Annotated in this window: 23 protein-coding genes; 11 read left to right on the top strand and 12 right to left on the bottom strand. The window is 74.2% G+C overall.

Annotation, left to right across the window (positions count from 1 at the left end; translation table 11 throughout):
* Window positions 1-20: 20 nt before the first annotated feature.
* The 3 genes from GEV43_RS55310 to GEV43_RS31720 all read right to left on the bottom strand — a co-directional run bounded on the left by GEV43_RS55310 (window position 21) and on the right by GEV43_RS31720 (window position 3,702).
* Window positions 21-1,130 carry a GDSL-type esterase/lipase family protein gene (locus tag GEV43_RS55310; protein ID WP_160823813.1) on the bottom strand — a complete coding sequence of 370 codons (1,110 nt, stop codon included), beginning with the start codon at window positions 1,128-1,130 and terminating at the stop codon, window positions 21-23.
* Window positions 1,127-2,710 (bottom strand): family 20 glycosylhydrolase, encoded by a 1,584-nt coding sequence (locus GEV43_RS31715; protein WP_160823814.1) that lies wholly within the window; start codon window positions 2,708-2,710, stop codon window positions 1,127-1,129. The genes GEV43_RS55310 and GEV43_RS31715 overlap by 4 nt, the downstream gene beginning before the upstream one ends.
* Before the next feature lie 125 nt (window positions 2,711-2,835).
* Window positions 2,836-3,702, bottom strand: a complete 867-nt coding sequence (locus tag GEV43_RS31720) for a helix-turn-helix domain-containing protein (RefSeq protein WP_206681351.1) — start codon at window positions 3,700-3,702, stop codon at window positions 2,836-2,838.
* Window positions 3,703-3,996: 294 nt separating this feature from the next.
* Between GEV43_RS31720 and GEV43_RS31725 the strand changes: the two genes are divergently transcribed.
* The 4 genes from GEV43_RS31725 (at window position 3,997) to GEV43_RS31740 (ending at window position 7,663) form a co-directional block, all read left to right on the top strand.
* Window positions 3,997-5,157 (top strand): hypothetical protein, encoded by a 1,161-nt coding sequence (locus GEV43_RS31725; RefSeq protein ID WP_160823816.1) that lies wholly within the window; start codon window positions 3,997-3,999, stop codon window positions 5,155-5,157.
* A gap of 177 nt (window positions 5,158-5,334) precedes the next feature.
* Window positions 5,335-6,801: a S8 family serine peptidase gene (locus tag GEV43_RS31730; protein ID WP_160823817.1), complete on the top strand. Its 1,467-nt coding sequence runs from the start codon at window positions 5,335-5,337 to the stop codon at window positions 6,799-6,801.
* Window positions 6,802-6,911: 110 nt separating this feature from the next.
* The gene (locus GEV43_RS31735; RefSeq protein ID WP_160823818.1) at window positions 6,912-7,352 is read left to right on the top strand and encodes a hypothetical protein; all 441 of its coding nucleotides are present in this window, start codon (window positions 6,912-6,914) and stop codon (window positions 7,350-7,352) included.
* Window positions 7,346-7,663 carry a transcriptional regulator gene (locus GEV43_RS31740; RefSeq protein ID WP_160823819.1) on the top strand — a complete coding sequence of 106 codons (318 nt, stop codon included), beginning with the start codon at window positions 7,346-7,348 and terminating at the stop codon, window positions 7,661-7,663. The genes GEV43_RS31735 and GEV43_RS31740 overlap by 7 nt, the downstream gene beginning before the upstream one ends.
* A gap of 107 nt (window positions 7,664-7,770) precedes the next feature.
* On the opposite strand, the gene GEV43_RS31745 is transcribed toward GEV43_RS31740, so the two are convergent.
* From GEV43_RS31745 to hisD, 4 genes are all read right to left on the bottom strand, one after another.
* Window positions 7,771-9,558, bottom strand: coding sequence for a thiamine pyrophosphate-binding protein (locus GEV43_RS31745; RefSeq protein WP_160823820.1), 1,788 nt, complete (start codon window positions 9,556-9,558; stop codon window positions 7,771-7,773).
* 65 nt (window positions 9,559-9,623) lie between these two features.
* Entirely contained in the window at window positions 9,624-10,166 is a 543-nt protein-coding gene (locus GEV43_RS31750) for a ThuA domain-containing protein (protein ID WP_206681352.1), read from the bottom strand.
* 25 nt (window positions 10,167-10,191) lie between these two features.
* A complete protein-coding gene (locus GEV43_RS31755; RefSeq protein ID WP_160823821.1) occupies window positions 10,192-11,739 on the bottom strand; it encodes an APC family permease in 1,548 nt (515 codons plus the stop codon).
* Between the two features lie 78 nt (window positions 11,740-11,817).
* Window positions 11,818-13,170, bottom strand: a complete 1,353-nt coding sequence (gene hisD / locus GEV43_RS31760; protein WP_160823822.1) for a histidinol dehydrogenase — start codon at window positions 13,168-13,170, stop codon at window positions 11,818-11,820.
* Between the two features lie 171 nt (window positions 13,171-13,341).
* Between hisD and GEV43_RS48395 the strand changes: the two genes are divergently transcribed.
* From GEV43_RS48395 to GEV43_RS31775, 4 genes are all read left to right on the top strand, one after another.
* Window positions 13,342-14,316, top strand: coding sequence for a PucR family transcriptional regulator ligand-binding domain-containing protein (locus GEV43_RS48395; protein ID WP_241684026.1), 975 nt, complete (start codon window positions 13,342-13,344; stop codon window positions 14,314-14,316).
* Window positions 14,232-14,942, top strand: a complete 711-nt coding sequence (locus GEV43_RS48400) for a CdaR family transcriptional regulator (protein WP_206681354.1) — start codon at window positions 14,232-14,234, stop codon at window positions 14,940-14,942. The genes GEV43_RS48395 and GEV43_RS48400 overlap by 85 nt, the downstream gene beginning before the upstream one ends.
* 146 nt (window positions 14,943-15,088) lie before the next feature.
* Window positions 15,089-16,645 (top strand): GMC family oxidoreductase, encoded by a 1,557-nt coding sequence (locus GEV43_RS31770; protein ID WP_160823823.1) that lies wholly within the window; start codon window positions 15,089-15,091, stop codon window positions 16,643-16,645.
* Between the two features lie 23 nt (window positions 16,646-16,668).
* Window positions 16,669-17,220: a VOC family protein gene (locus tag GEV43_RS31775; protein WP_160823824.1), complete on the top strand. Its 552-nt coding sequence runs from the start codon at window positions 16,669-16,671 to the stop codon at window positions 17,218-17,220.
* 60 nt (window positions 17,221-17,280) lie between these two features.
* On the opposite strand, the gene GEV43_RS31780 is transcribed toward GEV43_RS31775, so the two are convergent.
* Window positions 17,281-17,805, bottom strand: a complete 525-nt coding sequence (locus GEV43_RS31780; protein ID WP_160823825.1) for a hypothetical protein — start codon at window positions 17,803-17,805, stop codon at window positions 17,281-17,283.
* 162 nt (window positions 17,806-17,967) lie between these two features.
* On the opposite strand from GEV43_RS31780, the gene GEV43_RS31785 reads away from it, so the two are divergent.
* Window positions 17,968-18,672, top strand: a complete 705-nt coding sequence (locus GEV43_RS31785) for a TetR/AcrR family transcriptional regulator (protein ID WP_160823826.1) — start codon at window positions 17,968-17,970, stop codon at window positions 18,670-18,672.
* A 49-nt stretch (window positions 18,673-18,721) separates the two neighbouring features.
* On the opposite strand, the gene GEV43_RS31790 is transcribed toward GEV43_RS31785, so the two are convergent.
* A complete protein-coding gene (locus tag GEV43_RS31790; protein ID WP_160823827.1) occupies window positions 18,722-20,215 on the bottom strand; it encodes a carboxylesterase/lipase family protein in 1,494 nt (497 codons plus the stop codon).
* Window positions 20,212-21,144, bottom strand: coding sequence for an MBL fold metallo-hydrolase (locus GEV43_RS31795; protein WP_160823828.1), 933 nt, complete (start codon window positions 21,142-21,144; stop codon window positions 20,212-20,214). Before GEV43_RS31795 ends, GEV43_RS31790 begins: the two co-directional genes overlap by 4 nt.
* Before the next feature lie 134 nt (window positions 21,145-21,278).
* Between GEV43_RS31795 and GEV43_RS31800 the strand changes: the two genes are divergently transcribed.
* Window positions 21,279-22,190, top strand: coding sequence for a helix-turn-helix domain-containing protein (locus GEV43_RS31800; protein WP_160823829.1), 912 nt, complete (start codon window positions 21,279-21,281; stop codon window positions 22,188-22,190).
* A 102-nt stretch (window positions 22,191-22,292) separates the two neighbouring features.
* Here GEV43_RS31800 and GEV43_RS31805 read toward each other — a convergent pair whose 3' ends face one another.
* Together GEV43_RS31805 and GEV43_RS31810 are read right to left on the bottom strand one after the other, a co-directional pair.
* On the bottom strand, window positions 22,293-22,706 hold the full coding sequence (locus tag GEV43_RS31805) for a hypothetical protein (RefSeq protein ID WP_160823830.1): 414 nt from the start codon (window positions 22,704-22,706) through the stop codon (window positions 22,293-22,295).
* A gap of 104 nt (window positions 22,707-22,810) precedes the next feature.
* Entirely contained in the window at window positions 22,811-24,301 is a 1,491-nt protein-coding gene (locus tag GEV43_RS31810; protein ID WP_160823831.1) for an MFS transporter, read from the bottom strand.
* Window positions 24,302-24,392: 91 nt separating this feature from the next.
* On the opposite strand from GEV43_RS31810, the gene GEV43_RS54110 reads away from it, so the two are divergent.
* The gene (locus GEV43_RS54110) at window positions 24,393-24,869 is read left to right on the top strand and encodes a MarR family transcriptional regulator (RefSeq protein ID WP_206681356.1); all 477 of its coding nucleotides are present in this window, start codon (window positions 24,393-24,395) and stop codon (window positions 24,867-24,869) included.
* Window positions 24,870-24,973: the final 104 nt, after the last annotated feature.

The following is a 24,973-nucleotide window of genomic DNA, read 5'->3' on the forward strand; positions in this document are numbered from 1 at the left end:
GGCCCGGTGGCGGGGACGCGTCAGCCCGGTAGCGCCTCCGGCGGGAGCAGGCCCGGGAAGCGGCGCGCGATGAGGTCGTTGCCCTCCTGCGTGGGATGCAGGCCGTCGGCCAGCAGGTGGGCGTCGCGCGCCCCGAACAGCTCCCGGCCGTCCACGGCGAACAGGCGCGGGTCCCGCTCGCGGCGTGCGGCGACGACGCGTTCCACGACCTCGCGCGTGCGGGCGAGGGTCAGCGCGCCGCCGTCGGCTTCGAGCGCGCGGCGGGCTCCCCGGTACGCGCCGTCCTCCATCACGGACGGGCCGGGGGTGTGCTCTTGGGCCGGGCAGGCGATCGCGGTGAACACCACGATCGGCGTCTCCGGCCGGGCCTCGCGGATGGTGTCGAGGAAGCCGTGCAGGGCCGGGAGGAACGCGCGGTGCCGCATGCTGTCGGCGTTCACCAGGTTGATCCCCACCTTGAGCGTGATGAGGTCGGCGTCCGCCGAGGCGATGACGCGCGCCGCGAACGGGTCGAGCTGGGCGTTGCCGGAGAACGCCAGGTTCCGCAGCCGCCAGCCGAGCGCGTCGGCGACCTGCGCGGGCCAGGCGCGGTCCGGTGAGGGCGCGTTCGCGCAATGGCTGATCGAGCTTCCGTAGTGCACCCAGCGGAGCCCCGCAGGCTCCCCGGCGCGGGTGACGGGGGCGTCGGCTTCCAGGCCGAGCAGCTCGACCCGGCAGTTGTGCGGGAGCCGGATCTCCACGACGCCGTCCACCGCGGGGCGTTCGATCACGACCTCGGCGGGACCGTTCCGGCGCGGCGCTCCCGGCCCGTCCACCGGCACGACGTCGAACGGCGCGATCGGACGCGCCGTCGTGACGCCGCCGTCGAGCACCGCCAGGACGGGCGGGTCGGGGAACGTCACGCCGTCCAGTTCCACGGCCGTCGCCGCGATCGCGAGGACCAGCCTGGAGGCGGCGGTCCGCAGGCGGAGCGCCGCGCCCGCCGGGCAGCCCTCGGCCCACCTCAGGTCGGGCTGGTCGTGCTGGACGCGCGCCCAGCCGGGCAGGCGGTGCGGGACGATCCCGCCGCGCGGACCGTCCCCGACGTCGGCGACGCCGGTGAGGAACGCCGCGAGCGCGCGGCCGTTCACCGCCCGAAGACCTCGGACGAACGGTAGTAGCCGTTCCAGCCGAGCCGCTCCCACCAGTGGGCGTGCGGCGCGACGCGTCCGCGGTAGTCCTCCCACGCCGTTTCCCCGCGCGTCCACGCCTTCTCCGCGATCGCGGGGAGCCGGGGCAGCAGCAGGAACGCCAGGTCGTCGAACCCCTTCACCGTCTCGCACCAGACCGCCGCCTCGACTCCGGCCACGCGCGCGTCCGCGGGGATGTCGGTGAGCGTGCCGGGGCTCCACGCGAAGAGCTCGCGCGAGGTGCGCGGTTCGTAGTCGCGGTGACCGACCTTCGCGCGCCGCGCGGTCTGGTCGGGGAGCAGCGAGTCCTCGGCGTACCGCCGGTCGAGGTACAGCAAGCCCTTGGGGGAGGCCAGCACCGGAACGCCGCCCGCGACGGCCGCCGGCACGTCGCCGGCGGACTCCTCGAACGCCTCGGCCGCGAGGTCGATCAGCGCGTGGTACTCGGGCGCGGCGCGTTCCCGCAGCGCTTCGGCGTCGAACGGGTCGGCCTCCCCGATCCAGCACTGCGCCACGTCGTCCGGCCGGAGCCCGCCCGAGCGCGCCGCCTCCTGCCACGCGACGACCTTCTTCCCGGTCGCGCGCCCGGCCTCCAGGGACATCGCGACGAACTCGGCGTACGGCTCGCGCGGCATCCCGAACGCCTCGTCCCCGCCGATGTGCAGGTAGGGGCCCGGCGTCAGCGCGGCGAGCTCGCCGAGGACGTCCGCGACGAAACGCGGGGCGTCCTCGGCGCGGGGGTCCAGGAACGCCACGAGCTCGTGCGGCGGAACGGTCTCGCCGCGCAACGCGGGATAGGCGCGGACGACCGAATGCGTGTGCCCCGGCATGTCGATCTCGGGAACGACCGTGACGAACCGCGCCGCCGCGTACGCGACGATCTCGCGGTAGTCGTCCTGCGTGTAGAAGTCGCCGTCCGTCAGGCGGGGGCGGCTCTCCATCTCCAGCCGCCACCCCTGGCTGTCGGTGAGATGCAGATGCAGGACGTTGAACTTGTAGAGGGCGAGCAGGTCGACGACCCGCTTCACCTCCGCGACCGTGAAGAACCGCCGCGCCACGTCCAGCGACAGCCCGCGCCAGGCCCAGGCCGGGCCGTCCGCCACCTCGACGGGCGCCACGGCGCGGTCCGTCCCGATCAGTTGCGCGAACGTCGTCGCGCCGCGGAACAGCCCCTCGGCGGTCGGCGCGGTGACCGTCGCCGCCGTCTGTGTGACCGTGAGCGCGTACGCCTCGCGGGTGAGCCCGTCCGGCTCGTCCAGGGGGTCGATCCCGCGCGCCGCCCCCACCGCGCCGGGGTCCGCGCCGGGGTCCGCGCGGGGGTCGGCGCCGAGTTGGGCGAGCATGAGGTTGAGGTCGCCTCCGCCCCCTACGCGCACGAACGTCGCGACCCCGTGCAGCCGTTCGAGGAGTCCCGCGACGGTCTCGCCCAGCGCGCGCGACCCCTCGGACGGGACGGCGACGCACCAGCGTGAACCGAGACGCAGGGCGGCGCCCTCGGTCCCGTTCACCCGCTGGGGAAGCGGCACAAGCTTCTCGACCACGGCACCTCCAGCGCCTCCGGGCGCCCGCGCGGACCACGGGCCCGCCAATTTTCTACCACATGGTAAGTAATCGGCGGGCGGCGGTGCGGCGGCGCGGCGGAACGGCGGCGGTGCGGCGGCGCGGCTCAGGACGGGTCGGGCGCGGCGCCCCCGATCAGCTTCGTGGCGGCGGGCGTCACGCTGTGGATGGAGCGGTTGCCCCGGCGCTGGGTGGCGATCAGCCCCGCCTCGCGGAGCACGGTCGCGTGCTGGCTGGCCGCCGCGACGGACACGCCCGTACGCCTCGCGATCTGAGTGGTGGTGGCAGCCTGCGCCGCGATCGTGGTCAGCACCACGGCCCGCGTGCGGCCGAGCAGCGCGGCGAGCGACCGGTGCGTGGGCGCCGGCGACGCCGCCGACAGCCAGCCCGGATCCGGGCCCGCCGGGAGGACCAGCACCGGCGGGCGGGCCGGATCGACGAGCGTGACGGGCCGCCGCCAGCAGAACAGGGAGGGCAGCAGCCGCAGCCCGCGGCCGTCCAGGCGCAGCTCCCGGTCCACCGGGTACGGCAGCTCCAGGACCGGCGGCCTCCAGCGGGAGCCGGGAAGCAGCCCCGCGAGCGTCCCGTCGACGCCCTCGTGCAGGAGGAGCTGCCCGCGGGTCGCGAGGTCGGTGTGCACCTGCGCCTGGATCCGGGGCCAGTACGGCGCCAGCGCCGACCGGTGGTAGTCGCGGAGCGTGGCGACCAGAGCCGCGAGCGCCCGCTCGTCGCCCTCGACCAGCGCGGCGGTGCGCGGGTCGGCCTCCCCGCCGCGGCGCGCCGTACGGGCCAGCTCGGCGCGGATCCGTTCGGCCGGGGTGGACCGGATCAGGGCGAGGCCCTCCTCCAGCGTGCGGGCGCCGGGCGTCAGGAAGTCGGGCGACGTCCCGCGCGCCGGAGCCAGCTCCAGCAGCCAGCGCGTCGAGCGGGGAAGGCGGCGCACCACCCGCCGCCGCCACCCGTCGAAGATCAACGAGCCCTCTCCGTCGGAAATCTTATGCAGACTCAACAATATTTCCCAGAGCGGGTCGGGTTCATTGGCGAGACGGACGAATCCCATATCCTCGCGGGTGAAAACAATGCGCAGCATGAGCGGGGGGCCTCCGGCGGTACGGTCCTCTGGCTGTCAAACGCGGCGCCCTTCCCCCGATTCCCGGCATGGCCGCATCAGGACATATTTTCAGGCTGGCCTGAAACACCGCGCCCGGCGCCGAGCGGACCCCTGACGATGATCGCGGGCGGCACGATCTCAGAGGGGGAACCATTCATGCGCATCCGCAGCGGACTGGCCACTGCGAGCATCACCTTGACCGCCGTCGCCGGACTGGCGGCCCCACCGGCCTCGGCTGCCCCGTCCGCCCCGTCCGGACCGTCCGGCCCCGGCGGGACGGCGCGCGCCGCGTCCTCCGGCGCGACGACGCTGTACGGCCCGGCGGGCGCCGACGCGATGCGGGCCGACGCCGAGCGCGCCGCGGGCACGGGCGTCACCCGGGCGTCCGACATCAACGACGCCGGACGGATCGTCGGGGACTCCGATGTCGGCGGAGCCTCCCGCGCCGTGCTGTGGGACGGGGGCAAGCCCACTGACCTCGGGGTCCTGAACCCCGGCGACCGCGCCAGCGAGGCGTTCGGCGTCAACACCGCCGGCGACGTCGTCGGTTGGTCGGGCGACAACAAGTTCCCCAACGGCTACACGCGGGGCGTGCTGTGGTCGGGCGGCAGGCCGGTCGAACTCGCGCCCCCGGTCCCCGGCCAGGACGCCTGGGGCACGGCGATCAACGACCAGGGGCAGGTCGCCGGCTGGTCCGGCACGTTCCTGACCGACATGCACGCCACGCTGTGGACCGGCGGTAAGCCGACCGCGCTCGGCGAGCTGCCCGGCGGACGGGTCAGCGTGGCCAACGACGCGAACGCCAAGGGCCAGGTCGTCGGAACGTCCCAGGTCCCCGGCGGCAACCGGGCCGTGCTGTGGGAGGGCCGCCGGGCGCCCGTCGACCTCGGCACGCTGCCCGGAGGCACCAGCAGCTGGGCCGAGGGCATCGCGTCCGACGGCCGGATCGTCGGCACGGCGACCGCCGAGGACGGCGCGAGCCACGCGGTGGTGTGGACGGACGGGAAGATCACCGACCTCGGCGCCCTGCCGGGCCTCGGCAACGGCAGCGCCAACGCCCTGAACGACGCCGGCCAGGTCGTCGGCGTGTCCGGTCCGCCGCCGCACCCCGCCGTGTGGGAGAACGGCTCCGCCGCCGACCTCGGGCTCCCCGCGGGCGCGACGGGCGGCCAGGCCCAGGCGGTCAACGGCGCAGGCCGGGCCGTCGGGAGCGCCGAGAAGGGCGACGGCTCCCGCGACGCGGTGCAGTGGACTTCCGCAGGCGGCACCTGGAAGCCCGAATTGCTGCCCCCGCTCGCTGCGGCTCAGAAGAACTGATCCCCTCCGAATGCCACCGCCCGCGCGGGCGGTGGCATTCCCGGAACAAATTCGCAGCGCATCGCGCCGCAGGCGTCCGGACCGTTCAGAGGCCACCGAACGGTGAAATGCGCTTTCGCGGCGGCGAGCCGCTTTCGTGGACCCCTCTTAGGGAGACCTGTGCAACGTAGAATTGTCATGCCGCTGCGGGCCGGGCTTTTGGCCCTCGCGCTCGTCCTGACGGCCGGAACGGCTTCCAGCGCTTCCAGCGCGTTCAGCGCGTCCGGCGGGGAGGCCGCCGATACCGCCAAGATCACGCCCTCGCTGGCCTCCGAGCTCCGCCGGGACGGCCGCGCGACCTTCTTCGTACGGCTGAAGGGCCGCGCCGACCTCACCTCCGTCAGGAAACTCCGGCGGCACTCCGAACGGGCCGCCGCCGGATACCGGGCGCTGACCGCCGCCGCCGAACGCGACCAGCGCGGCCTGCGGCGGATGCTCACCGCCGAGGGCGCGGACTTCGAGTCGTTCTGGATCGTCAACACCGTCCTGGTGCGGAACGCCGACGCCGCCCTCGCGGCCAGGATCGCCGCACGTCCCGAGGTGACCGGCCTCCAGCGGCGGCAGCAGGTGCGGCGTGCGCCGGCCGCGCCGGCGAGCGCCGCGGCCAAGGCCGCCGGGCCGGAATGGAACATCGAGCGGATCCGCGCCCCCAAGGTCTGGCAGGACCTCGGCGTCCGGGGCGAGAACATCGTCGTCGCCGGCATCGACACCGGCGCGCGGTTCGACCACCCGGCCCTGCTGGGCCACTACCGCGGCCGGGCGCCGGACGGGACCGTGAGCCACGCCTACAACTGGCTGGACGCGATGGACAACTGCCCGAAACTGGGCAAGCCCGCGGGCGTGCCCTGCGACCTGGACTCCGGCGGACACGGTTCGCACACCATCGGCACGGCGGTCGGCGACGACGGCGCCGGCAACCAGATCGGCGTGGCGCCCGGCGCGAAGTGGATCTCCGCGGCGGCCGGCGGGGTCTTCCTCCTCCAGGAGGGCCTGCTGAGGTCCGGCCAGTGGGTCATGGCGCCGACCGACCTCAACGGCGCCGACCCCCGGCCCGACCTGGCGGCGAACGTCGTGACCAACTCCTGGGGCTGGGCCAACTGGGAGAACGACTTCTTCGCCGACATGATCGACAACTGGGTCGGCGTCGGGATCTTCCCGGTGTTCGGCGCGGGCAACAGCGGCCCCGCGTGCGGCACGACCGTCCCGCCCGGCCACGGTCCCGCCGCCTACACCGTCGGCGCGACCGGCGGCACGGACGCGATCTGGAACAACTCCAGCCGCGGCCCGTCCGCGCTGGACGGCGGGACCAAGCCGAACATCGCCGCGCCCGGCGCCGACATCCGCTCGGTGTCGCCCGGCGGCGGCTACGCCGTCCTGTCCGGCACCTCGATGGCCACCCCGCACGTCGCCGGGACGGTCGCGCTGATGTGGTCGGCCAACCCCGCCCTCGTCGGCGACGTCCAGCGGACCCGCCAGATCCTCGACGCCACGGCCGTGGACGCCTCCGACCTCGGTTGCGGCGGCACGGCCGAGAACAACAACGTCTACGGGCAGGGACGGCTGGACGCCTTCGCCGCCGTCCAAGCCTCCCTCCCGGCACGCTGAACCGGGCCGCCGCGCCGTCCCCGCACGGCGCGGCGGCCCTCTCCGGAAAGTACTTGCCAATCTGGAAAGTATTTGCCATGATGGCACCCTCACGTTGAGGAGGAGTGCCGATGGCCGAGACCGATTCGATGGACGCCGCGGAGGCGCTCGCGCGCGCCGACGGGCTCAGGGACGCGGTCAACCGGCGTTCGCGCTGGCTGGTGCGCTACCAACTGGCGTACGGGGTGACGTCGTTCGCCATGGTGCTGGCGCTCGGGCTGTTCGAGGGCGCCGCGGGGGTCGTGGTCAGCATGGCCCTGTGGGTCCCCGCGATCGTCGCGCTGACGGTCTACGCCGCGCGGCAGCCCGTCGCGCACCGCGGCATGGCGCGTTCGCACGGCGTGATGATCGGCGCCTGGGGAGTGCTGTACGGCGCCGCGCTGGCGGTCGGCATCCCCGCGTTCCCCGGCGACCTGGCCTGGTGGCTGCCCGCCGCCGCGGCGGTCTCGGCGCCCGGCCTGGCGAGCGCCTGGCTCACGTCCCGGCGCACGGCCCCGCGGGCGGCATGGTGAACCACCCGAGGCACGCGCTGGACGAGGTGATCCACGCCCCCGTCCGCTTCTCCATCATGGCGACGCTGGCCGCCGCCGAGAAGGCCGAGTTCGGCTTCGTGCGCGACACCGTCGAGGTGAGCGACTCGGTCCTGTCCAAGCAGGTCGCCACCCTGGAGAAGGCCGGCTACCTCAAGGTCACCAAGGGCTACGTGGGCAAGCGCCCCCGCACCTGGCTCTCGATCACCGCCGAGGGCCGCGAAGCCTTCACCGCCCACTGCGACGCCCTCCGAACCATCACCGAAAGCGCCACCCGCCCCCTGACCGCCTGACCCCGCAATGGGGCGGGGCAGAACGGAATGGGTTGGGAAGGGACCGGTCCCCTCCGTAGGAGGGGGCCGGTCCGGTTGGGGGAGGAGTGGGCAGGTCCTGGGAGGGGTTAGAGGTGTTGTTCGGTGGCTCGGGTGCGGTGGTAGTCGGCCTGGCGGTCGTCGGTGATGTAGGCGGGGACGGGGAAGTCCCACCAGCCCGGCGTCCACGGTCCGGCGGCGTCCCGGTCGGTGGGGACCTCGACCAGGGCCGGGCCGCCGGAGGCGATGGCCTTGCGCAGCGTCGGCTCCAGCGCGTCCGGGCCGTCCACGCGCCACGACTCCAGGCCGAACGCGCGGCCCAGCGCGGCGAAGTCGGGGCTGTACGGCTCGCCGGACGGGCGGTTGAACTCCGTCCCGATGTGCCGGGACGTCAGCTTGCGCTGCCCGCCGCGGATCGACAGGTAGCCGCTGTTGTTCTGCACGACGAACACCACCGGGATGTTCCCGGTCACGCACAGGGCGATCTCCTGCGCGGTCATCAGGAAGTCGCCGTCGCCGAGCACGCAGACGACGTGGCGGTCCGGGCGGCCGAGCTTGGCGCCGATGGCGGCGGGCACCGCCCAGCCCATCGTGGAGAACCCGCCGGACGTCAGGTGGGTGCGCGGCTCGTACACCGGGAACGTCTGCTTGACCGCGCCCTGCGTGTTGCCCGACCCGACGACGACGATCGCGTCCCGGGGCAGCGCCTTGCGCAGCGCGCCGAGGGGGCGCTGCGAGGTGAACGGGAAGCGGTCGCTGTCGCGCCGCGAGGAGAGCTGCGCCTCCCAGTCGCGCTGGAGGGTGGCGAGCTCCTCCAGGTACTCGGGACGGTCCGGGGCCGACTCGGGCAGCGCGGCGGTGAGGGCCTCGACGGCGCGGCGGGCGTCCGCGACGATGCCGACCTCCGCCGGGTAGTTCTTGCCGATCTCGTGCGGGTCGATGTCGATGTGGATCAGCCGGGCGGGCGGGATCGAGAAGCTCACGCCCTTGGCGTAGCTGGACGCCGACCAGTCGGTGAACCGGCAGCCGACCGCGACCACGACGTCGGCCGACGAGGCGATCGCGTTGCCGGGGATCGTGCCGGTCTGCCCGACGCTGCCCGCGAACAGCGCGTGGTCCTCGGGGAACGCGCCCTTGCCGTTCCACGTGGTCACCACGGGGATCTGCCACCGCTCCGCGAGCGCCAGCACCTCGCCGCACGCGTCGGCGGTGATCGCGCCGCCGCCGAGGGCGAGGACGGGCCTGCGCGCGCCGTGCAGCACGGCGGCGGCGCGCTCGATCGCCGCCGGGTCGGGGAACTGGCGGCCCACCGGCAGCCGCGGCGCGAGGTCGTGCAGGTCCACCTCGGCGCTCTCGGCCTGCACGTCCATCGGCACCTCGACGTGCACCGGACCCGGCCGCCCGGTGAGCATCGAGTTGAACGACCGGTGCAGGATGAACGGCAGCTCCTCGACCCGCGTCGCCACCCAGTGCCGCTTCGACACCGCCTCGGCGGCCTTCGGGAAGTCGTTGGCGTTGTTGCGGTCCAGCTCCTGGAGCAGGCCGTGGCCCCGCATGTGCGTGGGCGGGCCGCCGGTGACGACCAGCACGCCGGTGGAGTCGGCGAACGCGGTGGCCAGCCCGATCAGCGTGTTGCTGGCCCCGGCGCCGATCGAGGCGAGCGCGGCCATCGGCCGCCCCGTCACCCGGTAGTGGCCGTCGGCGAGGTGCACGGCGCTCTGCTCGTGGAACACCTGGTGGAACGGGATGCGGGACTCGTCGTCCAGGAAGGCGTCGGTGACCGACCAGATCCCGTGGCCCGGGATCCCGGCCACATGGTCGACGCCGTACGCGCGCAGGGTCCGCGCGATGATCTGGCCGCCCGTCAGCTTGGGCACGTTGGCAGTCCTTTCGGGGTGTTCGGGTCCGCGCGGGTGCGCGGCGCGTGTTCGGATTCCAGGGGTCAGCGGCCGGCCCAGGCGATGCCCTGCTCGACCAGCCGGGTGACGTCCGGGCCGGCCAGGTCATCCACGTCGTGGCCGACCGCGCTGTAGAAGACGCGGCCGGCGCCCCACCGGCGCGTCCACGCCTGCGGCATCCGGTGGCCGTCCAGCCAGGGCAGGTGCTCGCCGGTGAACGTCGTCTCGGCGAGCACGTGGTTGTTGGGGTCGACGAGCATGTAGTACTGCTCGGACGCGACGCGGAAGTCGCGCACGCCGCGGGTGATCTCGTGCTCGGGGTCGGTGATCCGCACCGTGTACGGGTGCTTCACGCCCTCGCCCGCCGGGTGCTCGGCGAAGCTGCCCCCGAGCATCAGGTGGTAGCGCAGGCTCGCGCGGAACGCGGCGGCGGCGCCGTGCCAGGCGACGACCCCGGCGCCGCCCTCCACCGCGGTCAGCAGGCCCTCCTCCTGCGCGGCGGACAGACCCTCGGTGGTGAGCGCCCCTGCCGGGCCAGCAGCGGCCGGGCCCAGGCGGCGACCTCGTACGGCCGGTGGCCCGGCCATCCGCCGTACAGGTAGAGCGCGCGTCTCATGGGGCCTCCATCTCGGAACGGCGGCGGCGGAGCCGGTCGGCGATCTCGATCGCGTCGCCCTCGGGCGCGGTCGAGCCCGCTCCCGGACGGGCGATGAGCAGGTACGCGAGCCCGACCAGCACGACGACGGCGAACCCGATCAGCGCGATCCACCGGTCGTAGAAGGCGAGGCCGCCGTCCCCGGTCGGGCGGGCCAGCAGCACGATCGCGACGACCCCGTACGCCAGGGCGCCGACGGTCACCGGCAGCCCGGCCCGGCCGAGGCTCCACGCGCCGCCCGGCCGCCAGCCGCGCAGCCGCATCCGCAGCGCCGCCAGCACGACCATCTGGAACGCGACGTACCCGGCGAGCATCTGGAACGCGGCGATCCGGAACAGCGAGTCGGGGGAGTAGTACACGAACACGTACAGCGCGAGCGGCGGGACGTTGACCGCGAGCAGGGCGTTCCTCGGGACCTTGCGCCTCGGGTGGACGCGCGAGAACCACGCGTTCCCCGGGAACATCCGGTCGCGGGCGAACGAGAACACCAGGCGGCTCGCGGCGGCCTGCTGCCCCATCACGCAGGCGAGGAACGAGGTCAGCGCGACCACGAGGAACGCCTTGGTGCCGACCGTGCCGATCGAGTTCTGGAGGATGGCCGGGATCGGCTGGGCGAGGTCGCCCGACACGATCGCCCGAAGGTCGGGGGCGGCCAGCACGTACCCGGCGAACGACAGCAGCGCCGAGCCGCCGCCGACGAGGACGGTGAGCTGCATGGCGCGCGGGATGCGGCGGGCCGGGTCCGGGACCTCCTCGGCGACCTCGCCGCACGCCTCGAAGCCGTAGAACAGCAGCAGCCCGACCAGGGACGCGCCGAGGAACGCCCCGGCGTAGCCGCCGCCGTGGCCCGTGCCCATCGTGTCGAGGAACACCGAGAACGGCTGGCGCCGTTCGAAGGCCAGCAGGTACAGCCCGACGGCGAGCACCCCGACCAGCTCCGCCGCCAGCCCGATCTTGGAGATGCGCGCGAGCGTCCTGGTGCCGGTGATGTTCAGCACCAGCGCGAGCGCGGTGACCGCGACCGCGATCAGCAGCCTGTTGCCGGGCGTGGACGCGGACGAGGCGCCCGGGTCGTCCGCCGTGCCGAACAGCAGCCCGGCCACGAAGTCGGCGCTGAACAGCGCGGTCGTGGTGATGCCGATGACCACGCCGCAGATGTAGATCCACGACAGCAGCCAGGCGTACCGGCCGCCCCAGAGCCGCCGGCCCCACTGGTAGAGGCCGCCGGCCAGCGGGTACTGCGCGACGATCTCGCCGAACACCAGCGCGACGAGGAACTGCCCGCCGGCCACCACGAAGATCCAGAACATCGCGGGCGGCCCCGCCTGGGTGAGCCCCATCGCGAACTGCGCGATGACGCCGACCAGCGGCGACAGGTAGAGGAAGCCGAGCGCGAAGTTGGCCCACAGGCTCATCTCGCGGTCGAACTTCTGCTCGTAGCCGAGCGCCGCGAGATGCCCGTCGTCCTCGGACAGCGGGCTCTCGCGCTTGTCCGTCATCGACATGACCTCACCTCTCTCCGCCCCGTCCGCGCCACGCCTTCCACGCTCCCGCCGCCCCCGTCCCGGCAGGGGGCGGGGCGGTCATCGGACGGCACGGTCGGTCCAGGTGAGGGGGCGGCCGCCGAAGCGGGCCGCGCGCAGGTCGCCCGAGCGGGCGTGGCCCTCGAAGTTCTCCAGCCGGGACGCCCGGCCGCAGACCTCGCCGAGGAACGCGCTGGACTCGGGGTCGCGCACCTCCTGGTAGGTGACGGTCTTGAGGAACTTGCCGACCCACAGGCCGCCGGTGTAGCGGGCGGCGCCCCGGGTGGGCAGCACGTGGTTGGTGCCGATCACCTTGTCGCCGTACGCCACGCAGGTGCCCTCGCCGAGGAACAGCGCGCCGTAGTCGCGCATCCGCTCCAGCGCGGCGCGCGGCTCGGCGGTGAGGATCTGGACGTGCTCGCTGGCGTACGCGTCGGCCAGCGCGTACGCGGCGTCGAGGTCGGCGGTCACGTGCACCTCGCCGTGGTCGCGCCACGCGGGCCCGGCGACCGGGGCGGTCGGCAGGCCGGGCAGCAGCTCGTCCACGTGCGCGAGGACGGCCCGGCCGACCCGCTCGGACGTGGTGACGAGCACGGCGGGCGAGTCGGGGCCGTGCTCGGCCTGGCTGAGCAGGTCCACGGCGACCGTGAACGGGTCGGCGGTGTCGTCGGCGACGATGAGGACCTCGGTCGGCCCCGCGAACAGGTCGATGCCGACCTCGCCGAACAGCTGCCGCTTCGCCTCGGCGACGTACGCGTTGCCGGGCCCGGTGATCAGGTTGACCGGGTCGATCGTCTCGGTGCCGAGCGCGAGCGCCGCGACGGCCTGCACGCCGCCGAGCACGTGGATCTCGTCCGCCCCCGCCAGGTGCATGGCGGCGACGCTGACCGGCGGCGGCCCGCCGCCGGTCGGCGGGGTGGTGGCGGCGACGCGCTCGACCCCGGCGACCTTGGCGGTCAGCACCGTCATGTGCGCGGAGGCGGTCAGCGGGTACCGGCCGCCCGGCACGTACGCGCCGGACGCGGACACCGGCAGGGAGCGCTGCCCGAGCACGACGCCGGGCAGCGTCTCGACCTCGAAGTCGGTGATGGAGTCGCGCTGCGCCTGGGCGAAGCCGCGCACCTGCCGCTGGACGAAGCGCAGGTCGTCCAGCACGGTCCCGGGGACGGCCGCGACGGTCGCGGCGATCTCGTCGGGCCCGAGCCGGAACGAGGCGGGCGCCCAGGAGTCGAACTCGCGCGAGTAGCGCCGGACCGCATCGTCGCCGTGGGCCCGGACGTCCGCGATGACCCGCGCGACGGTCTCGGCGACCCGCGGGTCGGCCCCGGGCGCGGCGGGCGCGGGTCCGGAGGCGTCGGCCGGGGCCGGGGCGGCCGGGGCCTTGAGCGTGGTGAGCACTGGGTGGTCTCCCATGGAGTGGTGCTGACGGGAAGGGAGCCGTCGATTCGGCGGTGTCCGGCCGGAGCGATACCGAAGATACGGCGTGATATCGGCCTATTTTTGCCATACGCAAACGATCACTGACAGACTCGGTCTGTGACGCGATCGGGCGCGCGGCTGCACAGGGTGTGAAGCGGGGGTGTGATGGAGCCGACGGTCAGGGCGATCCTGGACCTGCCGATCTTCCGCGAGGCGGGCGTGCGGGTCGCGGCCGGCGAGCGGAATTTGCACCGCTCGGTGCGGTGGGTGCACGCGGGGGAGATCCCCGACATCTACCGGTTCCTGTCCGGCGGGGAGATGCTGCTCACCGCCGGTCTCGGCATCGGCCGCGACGAGCGCGAGCAGCGCGACTACGTCCGGCGGATCGCCACCGCGGGCGCGGCGGTGCTGGTCGTCGAGCTGGCCGGGCGCGCGTTCGGCGCGATGCCGCCGGCGGTCGCCGAGGAGGCCGAACGGCACGGGCTGCCGCTGATCGGGCTGCGCGACGAGATCCCGTTCGCCGAGGTGTCCGCGCTGGTGCACGAGATGCTCGTCGGGATGCGGCTCCAGGAGCTGAGCGCGGAGGAGGCCGTCAGCGAGGCGTTCATGAACCTGCTGCTCGACGGCGCCGACCACCTGTCGCTGACCACCGAGCTGGCGCACCGGGTCGGCCACCCGGTGGTGCTGGAGGACATGGCGCACCAGGTCCTCGCGTACGCGGGCCCGACCATGGAGTCCGACCGCGTCGTCGCCGACTGGAACACCCACTCCCGCGTGCTGCACGGCACCCCGCCCGGCGGGCCGGCCCCCGGAGGGACGCCGCCCGCCGGTGCGCCGCCCGCCGGGGAGAGCCCGTGGACTGCACCCGGCGGCCCGTCGTGCTGCGCGGCGAGCGCTGGGGCTGGCTGCACGTCCTGCACGGCCGCGACGTGCTGGCCGCGCCGAGCCTGTACGCGCTGGAGCGGACGGCCGCCGCCGTCGCGATCACGCTGCTCGGCGAGCGCGCCAGCGGCGCCCGCGCGGCGCAGCGGCAGGGCGCCCTGGTCAACCGGCTCATGCTCGGCGACCTGTCCGGCGAGGACTTCGTCGCCAAGGCGCTGCGCCTCGGCCGCGACCTGCGGGGCCGCACGCTCGTGGTGACGGTGGTCGACCGGAACGGCGCCGACGGGCCGTTCGGCGAGCAGGAGCTGGACGCGGCGCTGCGCGGGGCGGGGTTCCCGACCGTGGTCGCCGACCTCGGCGACCACGCCCTCGCGGTGGTCGGGCTGCCGGCCGCCGCCGCCGAGCAGCGGGTCGTGGACGTGCTGTCCGGCCACCGCGTGCGCGCGGGCCTCAGCCGCGCGGTGGACCCGCCGCTGCTGCACACCGCGGTGCGGCAGGCCCGCAGCGCGAGCGCCGCCGCCGGGCGCGGCGAGGCCCCGCGGGTGCGCCGGTTCGACGACCTCGGCGTGCTGCGGCTGCTGACCGTCCTCGCGGAGGGCCCCGAGCTCGCGGGCTACGTCGAGGACGAGCTCGGCCCGCTGCTGCGCCACGACGCGGGCTCGTCCAACCGGCTGCTGCCCACCCTGCGCGCCTACCTGGATTGCGACGGCAACAAGTCGCGGGCCGCCGAGGCCCTCTACGTGCAGCGCCGGACCCTCTACTACCGCCTCGACCGGCTCTCGGCCCTGCTGGGCGTCTCGCTGGACGAGCCGGAGGTGCGGCAGCGGCTCCTGCTGGCCGTACGGGGGCTGGACCTGCTGCGACGCCCGAACGCCCCGGCCTGACCGTCCGGCCCCTCGCCACCCCGGACTCGCGGCGCGCGCCATGCACGCGGTGTGCAACGCCCGGCGGAGCCCCTGCACGGAATGCCTCTGCTCGGCCGCCGCGGCGGCTCCTAAGCTGCTGGCTGGACAGATCGGGAGGAGCCGCATTGAACGACGTATTCGCCCCAGGGACCCCGAAGGTCATCACGGAGCCACCGGACGATCTCGAATGCGACATCGTCATCGTCGGCTCCGGCATGGGCGGCGGCACCCTGGCGTACGCGCTGCGGGACTCCGGCGCCCGCGTGCTGATCGTCGAGCAGGGCGGGTTCCTCCCGCGCGAGGCCGCCAACTGGTCGCCCACCGCGGTGCACGTCCAGGGCCGGTACAAGAACTCGCCGGAGTGGTACGACGACAAGGGCAAGGCGTTCGTCCCGGGCAACTACCACTACGTCGGCGGCAGCACGAAGATGTACGGCGCGACGCTGCCCCGCCTGCGCGAGCACGACTTCGGCGCGGTCGAGCACCCGGACGGGGTCTCCCCGGCGTGGCCGCTGTCCTACGCCGACCTCGAACCGCACTACGCCGAGGCCGAGCGGATGTTCCTCGTCCACGGCCGCCGGGGCGACGACCCGACCGACCCGTGGCGTTCGACCGACTTCCCGTTCCCGCCCCTGCCGCACGTCCCGGCCATGGCCGACTTCGCCGCGTCGGCGCGCGCGCAGGGCCTGCGGCCGTTCGCGCTGCCGCAGGCGGTGGACGTGCGCGACGGCGGGGCCTGCGTGCTCTGCCCGACGTGCGACGCGTTCCCCTGCCTGGTGGACGCCAAGGGCGACGCCGACGTGCGCGCCGTACGGCCCGCGATCGCCTCGCCGACCGTCAGGCTGCTCACCAACGCCGAGGTCAGGAGGCTGGACACCGGCCCCGGCGGGCGGCGGGTCACCGGCGCCGAGATCGTGCACGGCGGCCGTACGATCACCGTCCGGGCCGGGCGCTTCGTCGTGTCGGCGGGCGCCGCCAACACCGCCGCGCTGCTGCTGCGCTCGGCGTCCGACGCGCACCCGTCCGGCCTGTCGAACGCCTCGGGCCAGGTCGGCCGCAACTTCATGCGGCACATCACCTCGTTCTTCGTGGCGGTCGACCCGCGCCGCGTCAACGGCGAGGGGTTCCACAAGACCCTCGGGATCAACGACTGGTACGCCGCCGGGCCCACCACGCGCCACCCGCTCGGCAACGTCCAGGGCCTCGGCAAGCTGGGCGGCCCGCACGTCAAGAACGCGCGCAGGCACATCCCGCTGCCGATCCTCGACGCGGTCACGCACCGGACCCTCGACCTGTTCCTCCAGACCGAGGACCTGCCGTTGCGGGACAACCGCGTGCGGCTGGACGCCAAGGGGAACATCGTCCTGTCGTACCGTCCGACCAACCGGTCGGCGCACCGGGAGCTGGTGGCGCGGATGAAGCGCGTCGCGCGCCGCGCCGGCTACCCCGTGGTCCTGCACCAGGAGCTCGGGATCGAGGCGACGTCCCACCAGTGCGGAACGGCCCGGATGGGCGCCGACGGGGCGTCCAGCGTCGTCGACCCGTTCTGCCGGTCGCACGACGTCGAGAACCTGTGGGTCGTGGACAGCTCGCCGTTCCCGTCCTCGGCCGCCGTGAACCCGGCGCTCACCGTCGCCGCCCTCGCCCTGCGCGTCGCCGCCGCCGGCGACCTCACGTCCTGACCCCTTCCGAGATCGGAGCCCCCATGTCCTCGGCGTACCCCTCCCGGGGCGTCCCGACCGTGCGCGGCGTGGACCACGCCGCCTACACCGTCCCCGACCTGGACGCCGCGGTGGCGTTCTTCGCGGACCACTTCGGCGGCGAGCTGGTCTTCCGCGACGGCCCGTTCTCCGGGCGGGACGACGGGATGACCCGCCGCCTCAACGTGGACCCGCGCGCCCGCTGCCGGCTCGCGATGGTCCGGCTCGGCCGCACCATGAACATCGAGCTCTTCGAGTACGAGGCGCCCGAGCGCAGCACGGTCCCGCCCCGCAACAGCGACGTCGGCGGCCACCACCTGGCGCTGTACGTGGACGACATCGACGCCGCCCACGCCTACATCTCCGCCGTCCCCGGCGTCGTGGTGATGGACGGCCCGAACGGCGTCGCCCCGGACTCGCCGGTGGCGGGGCAGCGCTGGTTCTACTTCCTCACACCGTGGGGCATGCAGATGGAGCTGACCTCCTGCCCCAAGGGCGACTTCTACGCCGGTCTCCCCGGCGCGGGCATGGCCCCGCCCGCCGACTCCTGGCGCTGACACCGGGCACGAAAAGGGCCGTCCCCCGGTGTGCAGGGGGACGGCCCTCGAAACGGCCCGTCAGGCGGCGGCCGTCGCGGCCAGGGCCAGGGCCAGGGCCGAAGCGGCGAACACCACGGTGTGCCGGACGTTCTGGAGCACGGGCGTCCAGGACGGGAACCCGCTCTCGGCCGCCTTGAGCAGGGCGGGCACCTTGACCCGTCCGAGCACCGGGTCGCCCTTGCGGGCGAAGGCCGACTCCACCGACTTCACGGCGGTCACCTGGCTGTAGAGGATCAGGGCGTTGCCCGCCAGGACGAGGGACTGGAAGACCAGCGTCAGGGTCTGCCCCCAGTCGCTGCCCCACAGGTTGAGCCCGGCGAGGACCGCCATGACGGCGGCGACCGCGGCCGGGGCGGCGGTCTCGTGCCCGCTGGCGTCGAAGCTCATCTTGTTGTCCTCCAGGACGGTGATGGGGACGCCCTGGCGCGCCAGCTCCGCCTCCGCGTTCGCCTTCGCGCTCGCCCCGTAGCGGTGGCGGACGAGCGGGATGCTCAGGAAGGCCAGGGCGACGAGCACCTGGAGCGCCGCAACCAAGATCATCATGATGGTCTCCTCACCGGGGGGCCCGCTCGGCGCCGGGTGCGTCCGGCCGCCTCGCCCTCACTTGCACTTTGTTCAAGTGGAACGCTAGCCCCGACTTGAACGCTGTGCAAGTGCTGACTTGAACTTTGTGCAAGAAGCCTTCGGGTGCCCTATCGTGGGCCCATGCCGCGCGACACGCTGACCCGGGACCAGATCGTCCAGACCGCGATCGAGCTGCTGGACGAGGACGGCCTGGAGGGGCTCAACATGCGCGCCCTCGGCCGCCGGCTCGGCTCCGCCGCCACCGCCGTCTACTGGCACGTCAGGAACAAGGACGACCTCGTCGTGCTGGCCGGCGACCTGGTGTGGGACGAGGTCGGACTCCCCGACCCCGGCGCGGTCGGCTGGCGGGCCGCCGCGACGTCGATGGCCGCGGACCTGTACGCGATGCTCACCCGGCACCCGTGGCTGGTGCAGGCGCTGGCCACCCACCTGCTCCACGGCCCCGGCAAGGCGCGGCACGACGACCACAGCCTCGCGGTGTACGAGGCGGCCGGGTTCGCCGGCGCCGAGGCCGACCGGGCGGCGGCGACCGTCTTCATGTTCGTGCTCGGCAACGCCCTCGGGGAGTCGGCCACGGCCTCGCTCGCGCGGCGGATCGACCGGGACGGCGGCGACGCGCAGGAGCGGATCCGCGACACCATGGCGCGGGCGAGCGAGGTCGCGATGCGGTTCCCCCGGCTGCGCGCCCGCCTCGAAGCGGACGCCGTCGCCGCCTACGGCGCCGCGCCCGACGACAGCTTCGCGTTCGGCCTCCGAGCCATCCTCGACGGCCTGGAGTCCCAGCTCGCCGCCCGTCCCGCCCCGGCGACCGGAACCGCCCCCTGACCGCCCGAACGGCCGGGGGGGCGGACGGCCGGGGGGTGGCTCAGCGTTCTCAGGCTCGGCGTTCCCAGGCTCGGCGGACGGAGGCGTGGGGGTCGTCCCGGAGCGTCCAGCGGCGGCCGATGACCATCGTGGCCCGGCGGCTCGTGTCGTACGGCTCCCAGCCGGGGTCGCCCGTGTGCGCGAAGCGGACCCAGGCGGCGTGCGTGCGCGCCGCCAGGTCGGGCGGGGGGCTCTCGGGGCCGAGCAGCGCGTCCTCTCCGCGCAGCGGCGCGGGGTCGAGGCCGAAGACGAACGGCAGTTCCACCGTGTGCGCGGCGCCGAGCCGCCCGCCGAGTGCGCGCGAACGCCAGTCGAACAGGTAGGCGTAGGTGGCGCCGGACGACCGGGCGGCGTGGGCCCCGGCCAGGGCCCGGCTCCCCGCGCCGAACAGCGCGTCGCCCATGACGGCCGAACGCAACCGCGCGGGCGGGGCCTCCGGGTCCGCCTCCCGGTAGGCCGCGACGAGCGCGGCGGGCTCGGGATGGGCGCGTTCCGCGGTGGCGAGGACGTCCGCCATGGTCGAGGCGTCGTAGGCCCCGGACGGGACGAGGTAGAGGTTCCCCTCCTCGGCGTTCGTGCCGACGAGGAGATCGACGCCCGCCCCCCGCCCGTCGGCGACGGCGTCGGCGGGCTGCCGGTCCAAGACCACGCTGAACGGGCTGAGCCCGATCAACGGGTCGTAGGCGGTCGCGGTCCGCAGGTCGATCCCGCCGAGCCCGGACGCGGCCTCGACCAGGCGCTCGTCGGATACGCGGTCGAAGGCGCCGGCGTGCGGCTCGACGCCCAGCGCTGCTGCCGCCGCCTCCGTCACCCGGGCGGCCTGCTCGGGCGAGAACGCGCCCAGGCCGCTGCCGCTCTGGACGATGGCGCGCCGTACGAGCCCGTCGCTCTCCGGCGCGGCGACGACGGCGCCGGTGAGCGTCGCGCCCGCGGACTGGCCGAAGAGCGTGACGCGGTCGGGATCACCGCCGAACGCGGCGATGTTCTCGTTCACCCAGCGCAGGGCGGCGAGGACGTCGAGGAGGCCGCGGTTGCGCGGCGCTCCGGGCAGGTCGAGGAATCCGGCGATGCCGAGGCGGTAGTTCACGGTCACCAGGACGACCCCGTCGCGGGCGAACGCGGCGCCGTCGTACAGGCCCGCCCGGTTCGACCCCGCCACGAAGCCGCCGCCGTGCGCGAACACCATGACCGGCAGGTCGCGGCGGACGGGATCGGGGGTCCACACGTTGAGGGTGAGGTAGTCGTCCCCGCGGCTCCAGCCGTTGCCGAAGTAGGGCGCCAGGTCGATGGTGCCGAGGTTCCGTTCGGCCTGCGGAGCGGTCGGGCCGGGCGCGGTCGCGTCGCGGACGCCGTCCCAGGGGGCGTGCGGCCGGGGCGGGGCGAAGCGTCCGGTCCGGGCCGGGGGCGCGGCGTAGGGGATGCCGCGGAAGACCGCGATGCCGTCCTGCCGGATGCCGGCGACCGCTCCCTGAGCCGTCCGCACGGTGCGGGTCTCGGTGGTCATGCCTGTGCCTCGTCTCCGTCGGCGGGCGTGTACCTGGTGAACGGCGCCCACCCCTTGACGGCGAACGTGTCGCCCGCGCGCTCGACCTCGGCCGCGCCGTGGCCCCCCAGGTGCGCGGGGACGACGAGCGCGTTGTTGTCGGCGGCCCAGCCGAGGACGCGGCGGCGGGTGGCGCGGGCGGCGGCCGGGTCCTCGCAGAAGCAGCTGTTGTGGTCCGGGCCGATGATCTGCACGGGGCTGTGCAGCAGGTCACCGACGAACACCGCGCGGTCCGTCCCGCTCGCGAGGGTGAGGACGCAGGACCCCGGGGTGTGCCCGGGCGCCGGGTCGAGGCGCAGGTTCGCGTCGATCCGGTGGCCGCCCTCCCACAGGCGGACCTGCCCCGCCCGGTGCACGGGGGCGACGCTGTCCTCGAAGACGTTCTGGTTGCCGCGGCCGAGCAGGGGCCTGTGCCCGTTCTCGGGGTTCCAGAAGTCGAAGTCGTCCTTGGGGATCAGGTACGTGGCGTTCGGGAAGGTGGGCACCCACTCCCGGCCGTCCAGGCGCGTGTTCCAGCCGACGTGGTCGACGTGCAGATGGGTGTTGACCACGATGTCGACGTCCTCGGGGGCGACCCCGGCCCGCGCCAGGTTCCCCAGGAAGTCGGTGCGCAGACGGCTCCACACCGGCGAGTACGGGCGCTCCTTGTCGTTGCCGACCCCCGTGTCGACCAGGACGGTCTTGCCTTCGCTGCGCAGCAGCCAGGTCTGGATCGCGGTGTTGACGATGTTCGTGCGGGGGTCGAGGAAGTCGGGCGCGTGCCAGGCGCCGCCGCCGTGCCAGGCGTCCTCCGGCCCGGCGGGGACGAACGCGCGGGGCGTGAGGCCGGCGGGCCCGTAGTACTCCTTGACGCGGGTGACGGTGACGCCGCCGAGTTCGATCTGTTCCAACGTGTGCTCCATGGCCTGGTCATCGGGTTGCGGCCATCACCCTCGCCGCCGTCCGCGGCGGTCCGCCACACCCGCCTCTGCCTACCCCCGGCAGGGTCAGGCTGCGGTGCGCGGCCCGAGGCAGACTGGAGGGCATGAGAGAACGAGGCCGACTCGGCGACTTCCTGCACGCCAGGCGCTCCCGGCTGCGTCCGGCGGACGTCGGCCTGAAGGACTACGGCGACCGGCGGCGCGTGGCGGGCCTGCGCAGGGAGGAGCTCGCGATGCTCGCCGGCGTCAGCGTCTCGTACTACACGAGGCTGGAGCAGGGCCAGTCGGCGGGCGCCTCCGCGGAGATCCTGGACGCCGTCGCGCGGGCCCTCCTGCTCGACGAGGCGGAGCGCCGCCACCTGCACGACCTCGCCGGCGCGGGCAGGGGCCGCGCCCCGGCCCGCCGGGCGCGCCCCGAGCAGGCGAAGCCCGCCACGCTGGATCTGCTGGACACCCTGGAGGGCGTCCCGGCGCTGGTCAGCGGCCGCCGCACGGACGTGCTCGCGTGGAACCGGCTCGGCCACGCGCTGTTCGCCGCGCATGTGGACCCCGGCAGCCCCCGGCGCGCGGCGGAGCGGCCCAACCTCGCCCGGATGGTCTTCCTCGATCCGCACACCCGCGAGCTGTACGCCGACTGGACGGCGAAGGCGAAGGCCGTCGTCGAGAACCTGCGCATGGTCGCGGGCCGGTTCCCCGACGACACGCTGCTGACCTCGCTGATCGGCGAGCTCACGGTCAAGAGCCCCGAGTTCGCCGCGATGTGGACCGACCACCGGGTCCGTCCCTGCGCGCTCGGCAGGTACGAGATGCGCCACCCCCTCGTCGGCACGCTCACCGTGACGCAGCAGAGCGTGCACCTCCCGCAGGCCGAGGACCAGCACCTGGTGATGGCCGTCACCGAGCCCGGCTCGCCGTCGCGGGAGGCCGTGACCCTGCTGGCCCAGGCCACCGCCCGTCCCCGTTCCGCCGTACGACCCGAAGCCGCCCGCGAGGAACGTCCCGCGGCCCGCCCCTGACCGCGATCGGCTCGAAGCGCGGCAGGCGATCGGGGCCGGAGACGCGAAAGCCGCCCCGGCCTCGGGCGGGGCGGCCTCCGCGGACCGGTCAGCGCGCCGCGCTCAGGCGCACTTCTTGATCGACTTGTTGGTGTTCTTCCAGAACGCCTGCTTGCGCTCGCTGAAGCGTCCGTGGTCCTTGTCGTAGAGCTCCAGGACGAACTGGAAGCAGTGGTTCTCGGCGAGCTCGTAGGGCTGGCCGTTCCGTGCGCCGACGAGCCGACAGTCGCTCTTGCCGACCGCCTCGATCTTGTACTCGAAGCGCTTCTTGGTCCAGTTGGTCACGTAGACGACGGCCCTCTTGCCGTCGGCCTTGGAGTCGCAGACCTTGACCGAGTCGCCGTTGGGCCAGAACTGCAGCCATCCGCCGGAGTTGGTCATGCGGTGGTAGATCTTGTCCGCGTGCGCGGGCGTCGCCGCGAACGCGGGCGCGAGCACCACGACCCCGGCGCACAGAGCCATTGCCAGCCGTTTCATGCCGTCGCCTCCCGTGCGTGGAATTACGGTCGTGCATAGCCAAGCGGCTCCGGCCCGCGAACGACTCCCACCTTCAGGTGATCTTGCCGGCCCCGTTCTGGTACCTACGAAGGATCGTGTGCGGCGGCGCCCTGCCGGCCCGCCGACCGTCCGCGCGGTCCGTCCCCGGCGGCGCGCGTGGAACGGGGGAGCAGCGGGGTGAGCAGGGCGGCCAGGAGGAAGACCGCGGCGTTGTACCAGAAGGTGGTGGACGCCGAGTCGTACATGCGGGACGCGGCCTCCGGCCCGCCGCCGGTCAGGGCGAACTGGACGGTGCCGACGACCGCGATCCCCGCGGCCGCGCCGAGCTGGAGCACCGCGTTCGTCACGCCGGATCCGGCGCCCGCGTCGCGTTCGGGGACGCCGGCGAGGACGACGCCGGTCAGGATCGACACGCACAGGCCCATGCCGAGGCCCATGACCGCGATCGGCGCGGCGACCTGCCAGAGGGCGATCCCCGGCCCGGCGGCGTTCATGACCGCGATGAGCAGCACCACTCCGGCGGTCATCACCGCCAGCCCCGCGCCGGTCAGCCGCCGTCCATGGACGGCGCCGTAGCGCTGGGCGAAGCCCGTGGTGAGCAGGATGCCCACCGGGTAGCCGAGGCCCGCGAGCGCGGTGCGCAGCGGCGACCAGCCGAGGCCGAGCTGGAGCGCGTAGCTGAGCACCAGGAAGAACGAGGCGAGCCCGGAGAAGACCGCGAGCAGCACGACCAGCCCGAGGACGAACGGCTTCTGGCGCAGCAGCGCCGGCGGGACGAGCGCCGAACCGTCCGCCCGGTCGCGCCGCCGCTGCGCCGCGCCGAACAGCAGGAGCAGCGGCGCCGACGCCGCGAGCAGCGCGAGCATCCAGACCGGCCAGCCCTGCTCGCGGCCCTGGATCAGCGGGTACATCACCGCGAACGACGCGGCGGCGATCAGCGCGACGCCCGGCAGGTCGAGCCGGAGCCGACCCGCGGCCCTGGACTCGGGCATCAGCCACAGGGCGCCGAGGAACGCCGCCACGCCGAGCGGCACGTTGACGTAGAAGATCGCGCGCCAGTGCAGGCCGAGCACGTCGTACTCGGTGAACAGCGCGCCGAGCAGGGGCCCGCCGACGTTGGCGAGGCTGAGGACGGTGCCGTAGACGGCGAACGCCCTGGGTCGTTCGCGGGGCGCGAAGACGATCATCACGACGGAGAGCACCTGCGGCACCATGAGCCCCGCCATGAGCCCTTGGAGCAGCCGGGACGCGATCAGCACCTCGGCGTTCGGCGCGGCGCCGCAGGCGGCGGAGGCCAGGGTGAACCCGGCGATGCCGACGAGGAAGACCCGCTTGCGGCCGTAGACGTCGCCGAGCCTGCCGCCGGGGATCAGCGCGAGGGCGAACGCGAGCGAGTACCCGGCGAGCACCCACTGGGCCGCCGCGTACCCCGCGCCGAGATCGTCCTGCACGCGCGGCATCGCGATGCTGACGATCGTGCCGTCCACCAGGTCCATGAACGCCGCCGCGAGGACGACGGCGAACGCGGGCCAGCGGTGCTGGGCGGCGCGCCGCGCCGTCCGGTCGTCGGTCATGCCCCTCACCTCCTTGCTAGGGTCCCGTTCAGTACAGAACAGATTAAGTACAATATGTACTGAGTACAGAAGGTATTGAATGGGGGAGCGGGTGTCAACGGAGTCCCCGCGCGCGGCACTGGCCGCGGCGCTGTACGACGAGGAGCGGGCGGGCGCGACCGGCGCGGTGCTGTACCACGCCGCCGTCGCCGCCCATCTGAAGATCAACATCACCGACGTGAGCTGCGTCGGCGTGCTGGACAAGGAGGGGCCCATGACCGCCGGACGGCTCGCCCAGCGCGTCGGGGTCTCCCGCGGCGGCCCGGTCACCGCGATGATCGACCGGCTGGAGAGCGCCGGCTTCCTGCGCAGGCGCCGCGATCCGGTCGACCGCCGGCGGGTCCTGATCGAACTCGTCCGGGAGGACGCCTACCAGCGCCTGCAACGCTCGCTCGGCGGCCTCACCGGCCGCTACACCGAGCTCATCGGCGGCTACACCGAGGACGAGCTGCGGCTGCTCCTGGACTTCTCCCGGCGCACCAACGAGATCCTGCACGAGCAGACCACAGCTCTCCAGGCCGACCGCTGACCCCGCCGGCACTCCTGACGCGGCGTCCCCGCCCGGTGTCCCCGCCCGGCGTCCCTGCCCGGCGTCCGCGGGCCGTTCCCTCGCGCGTGACTCCCCGGGATGGT

It is taken from the genome of Actinomadura sp. J1-007 (genome assembly GCF_009793335.1).
GTDB lineage: Bacteria > Actinomycetota > Actinomycetes > Streptosporangiales > Streptosporangiaceae > Spirillospora > Spirillospora yumaensis.

Coding starts and splice junctions, on each gene's coding strand:
- GEV43_RS31725 (WP_160823816.1), top strand. CDS start 3,997: ATGCGCATCCGCAGCGGACTGGCCACTGCGAGCATCACCTTGACCGCC.
- GEV43_RS31730 (WP_160823817.1), top strand. CDS start 5,335: ATGCCGCTGCGGGCCGGGCTTTTGGCCCTCGCGCTCGTCCTGACGGCC.
- GEV43_RS31735 (WP_160823818.1), top strand. CDS start 6,912: ATGGCCGAGACCGATTCGATGGACGCCGCGGAGGCGCTCGCGCGCGCC.
- GEV43_RS31740 (WP_160823819.1), top strand. CDS start 7,346: ATGGTGAACCACCCGAGGCACGCGCTGGACGAGGTGATCCACGCCCCC.
- GEV43_RS31750 (WP_206681352.1), bottom strand. CDS start 10,166: ATGGCCGGGCCACCGGCCGTACGAGGTCGCCGCCTGGGCCCGGCCGCT.
- GEV43_RS31755 (WP_160823821.1), bottom strand. CDS start 11,739: ATGTCGATGACGGACAAGCGCGAGAGCCCGCTGTCCGAGGACGACGGG.
- hisD (WP_160823822.1), bottom strand. CDS start 13,170: ATGGGAGACCACCCAGTGCTCACCACGCTCAAGGCCCCGGCCGCCCCG.
- GEV43_RS48395 (WP_241684026.1), top strand. CDS start 13,342: ATGGAGCCGACGGTCAGGGCGATCCTGGACCTGCCGATCTTCCGCGAG.
- GEV43_RS48400 (WP_206681354.1), top strand. CDS start 14,232: ATGCTCGGCGACCTGTCCGGCGAGGACTTCGTCGCCAAGGCGCTGCGC.
- GEV43_RS31775 (WP_160823824.1), top strand. CDS start 16,669: ATGTCCTCGGCGTACCCCTCCCGGGGCGTCCCGACCGTGCGCGGCGTG.
- GEV43_RS31780 (WP_160823825.1), bottom strand. CDS start 17,805: ATGATGATCTTGGTTGCGGCGCTCCAGGTGCTCGTCGCCCTGGCCTTC.
- GEV43_RS31785 (WP_160823826.1), top strand. CDS start 17,968: ATGCCGCGCGACACGCTGACCCGGGACCAGATCGTCCAGACCGCGATC.
- GEV43_RS31790 (WP_160823827.1), bottom strand. CDS start 20,215: ATGACCACCGAGACCCGCACCGTGCGGACGGCTCAGGGAGCGGTCGCC.
- GEV43_RS31800 (WP_160823829.1), top strand. CDS start 21,279: ATGAGAGAACGAGGCCGACTCGGCGACTTCCTGCACGCCAGGCGCTCC.
- GEV43_RS31805 (WP_160823830.1), bottom strand. CDS start 22,706: ATGAAACGGCTGGCAATGGCTCTGTGCGCCGGGGTCGTGGTGCTCGCG.
- GEV43_RS31810 (WP_160823831.1), bottom strand. CDS start 24,301: ATGACCGACGACCGGACGGCGCGGCGCGCCGCCCAGCACCGCTGGCCC.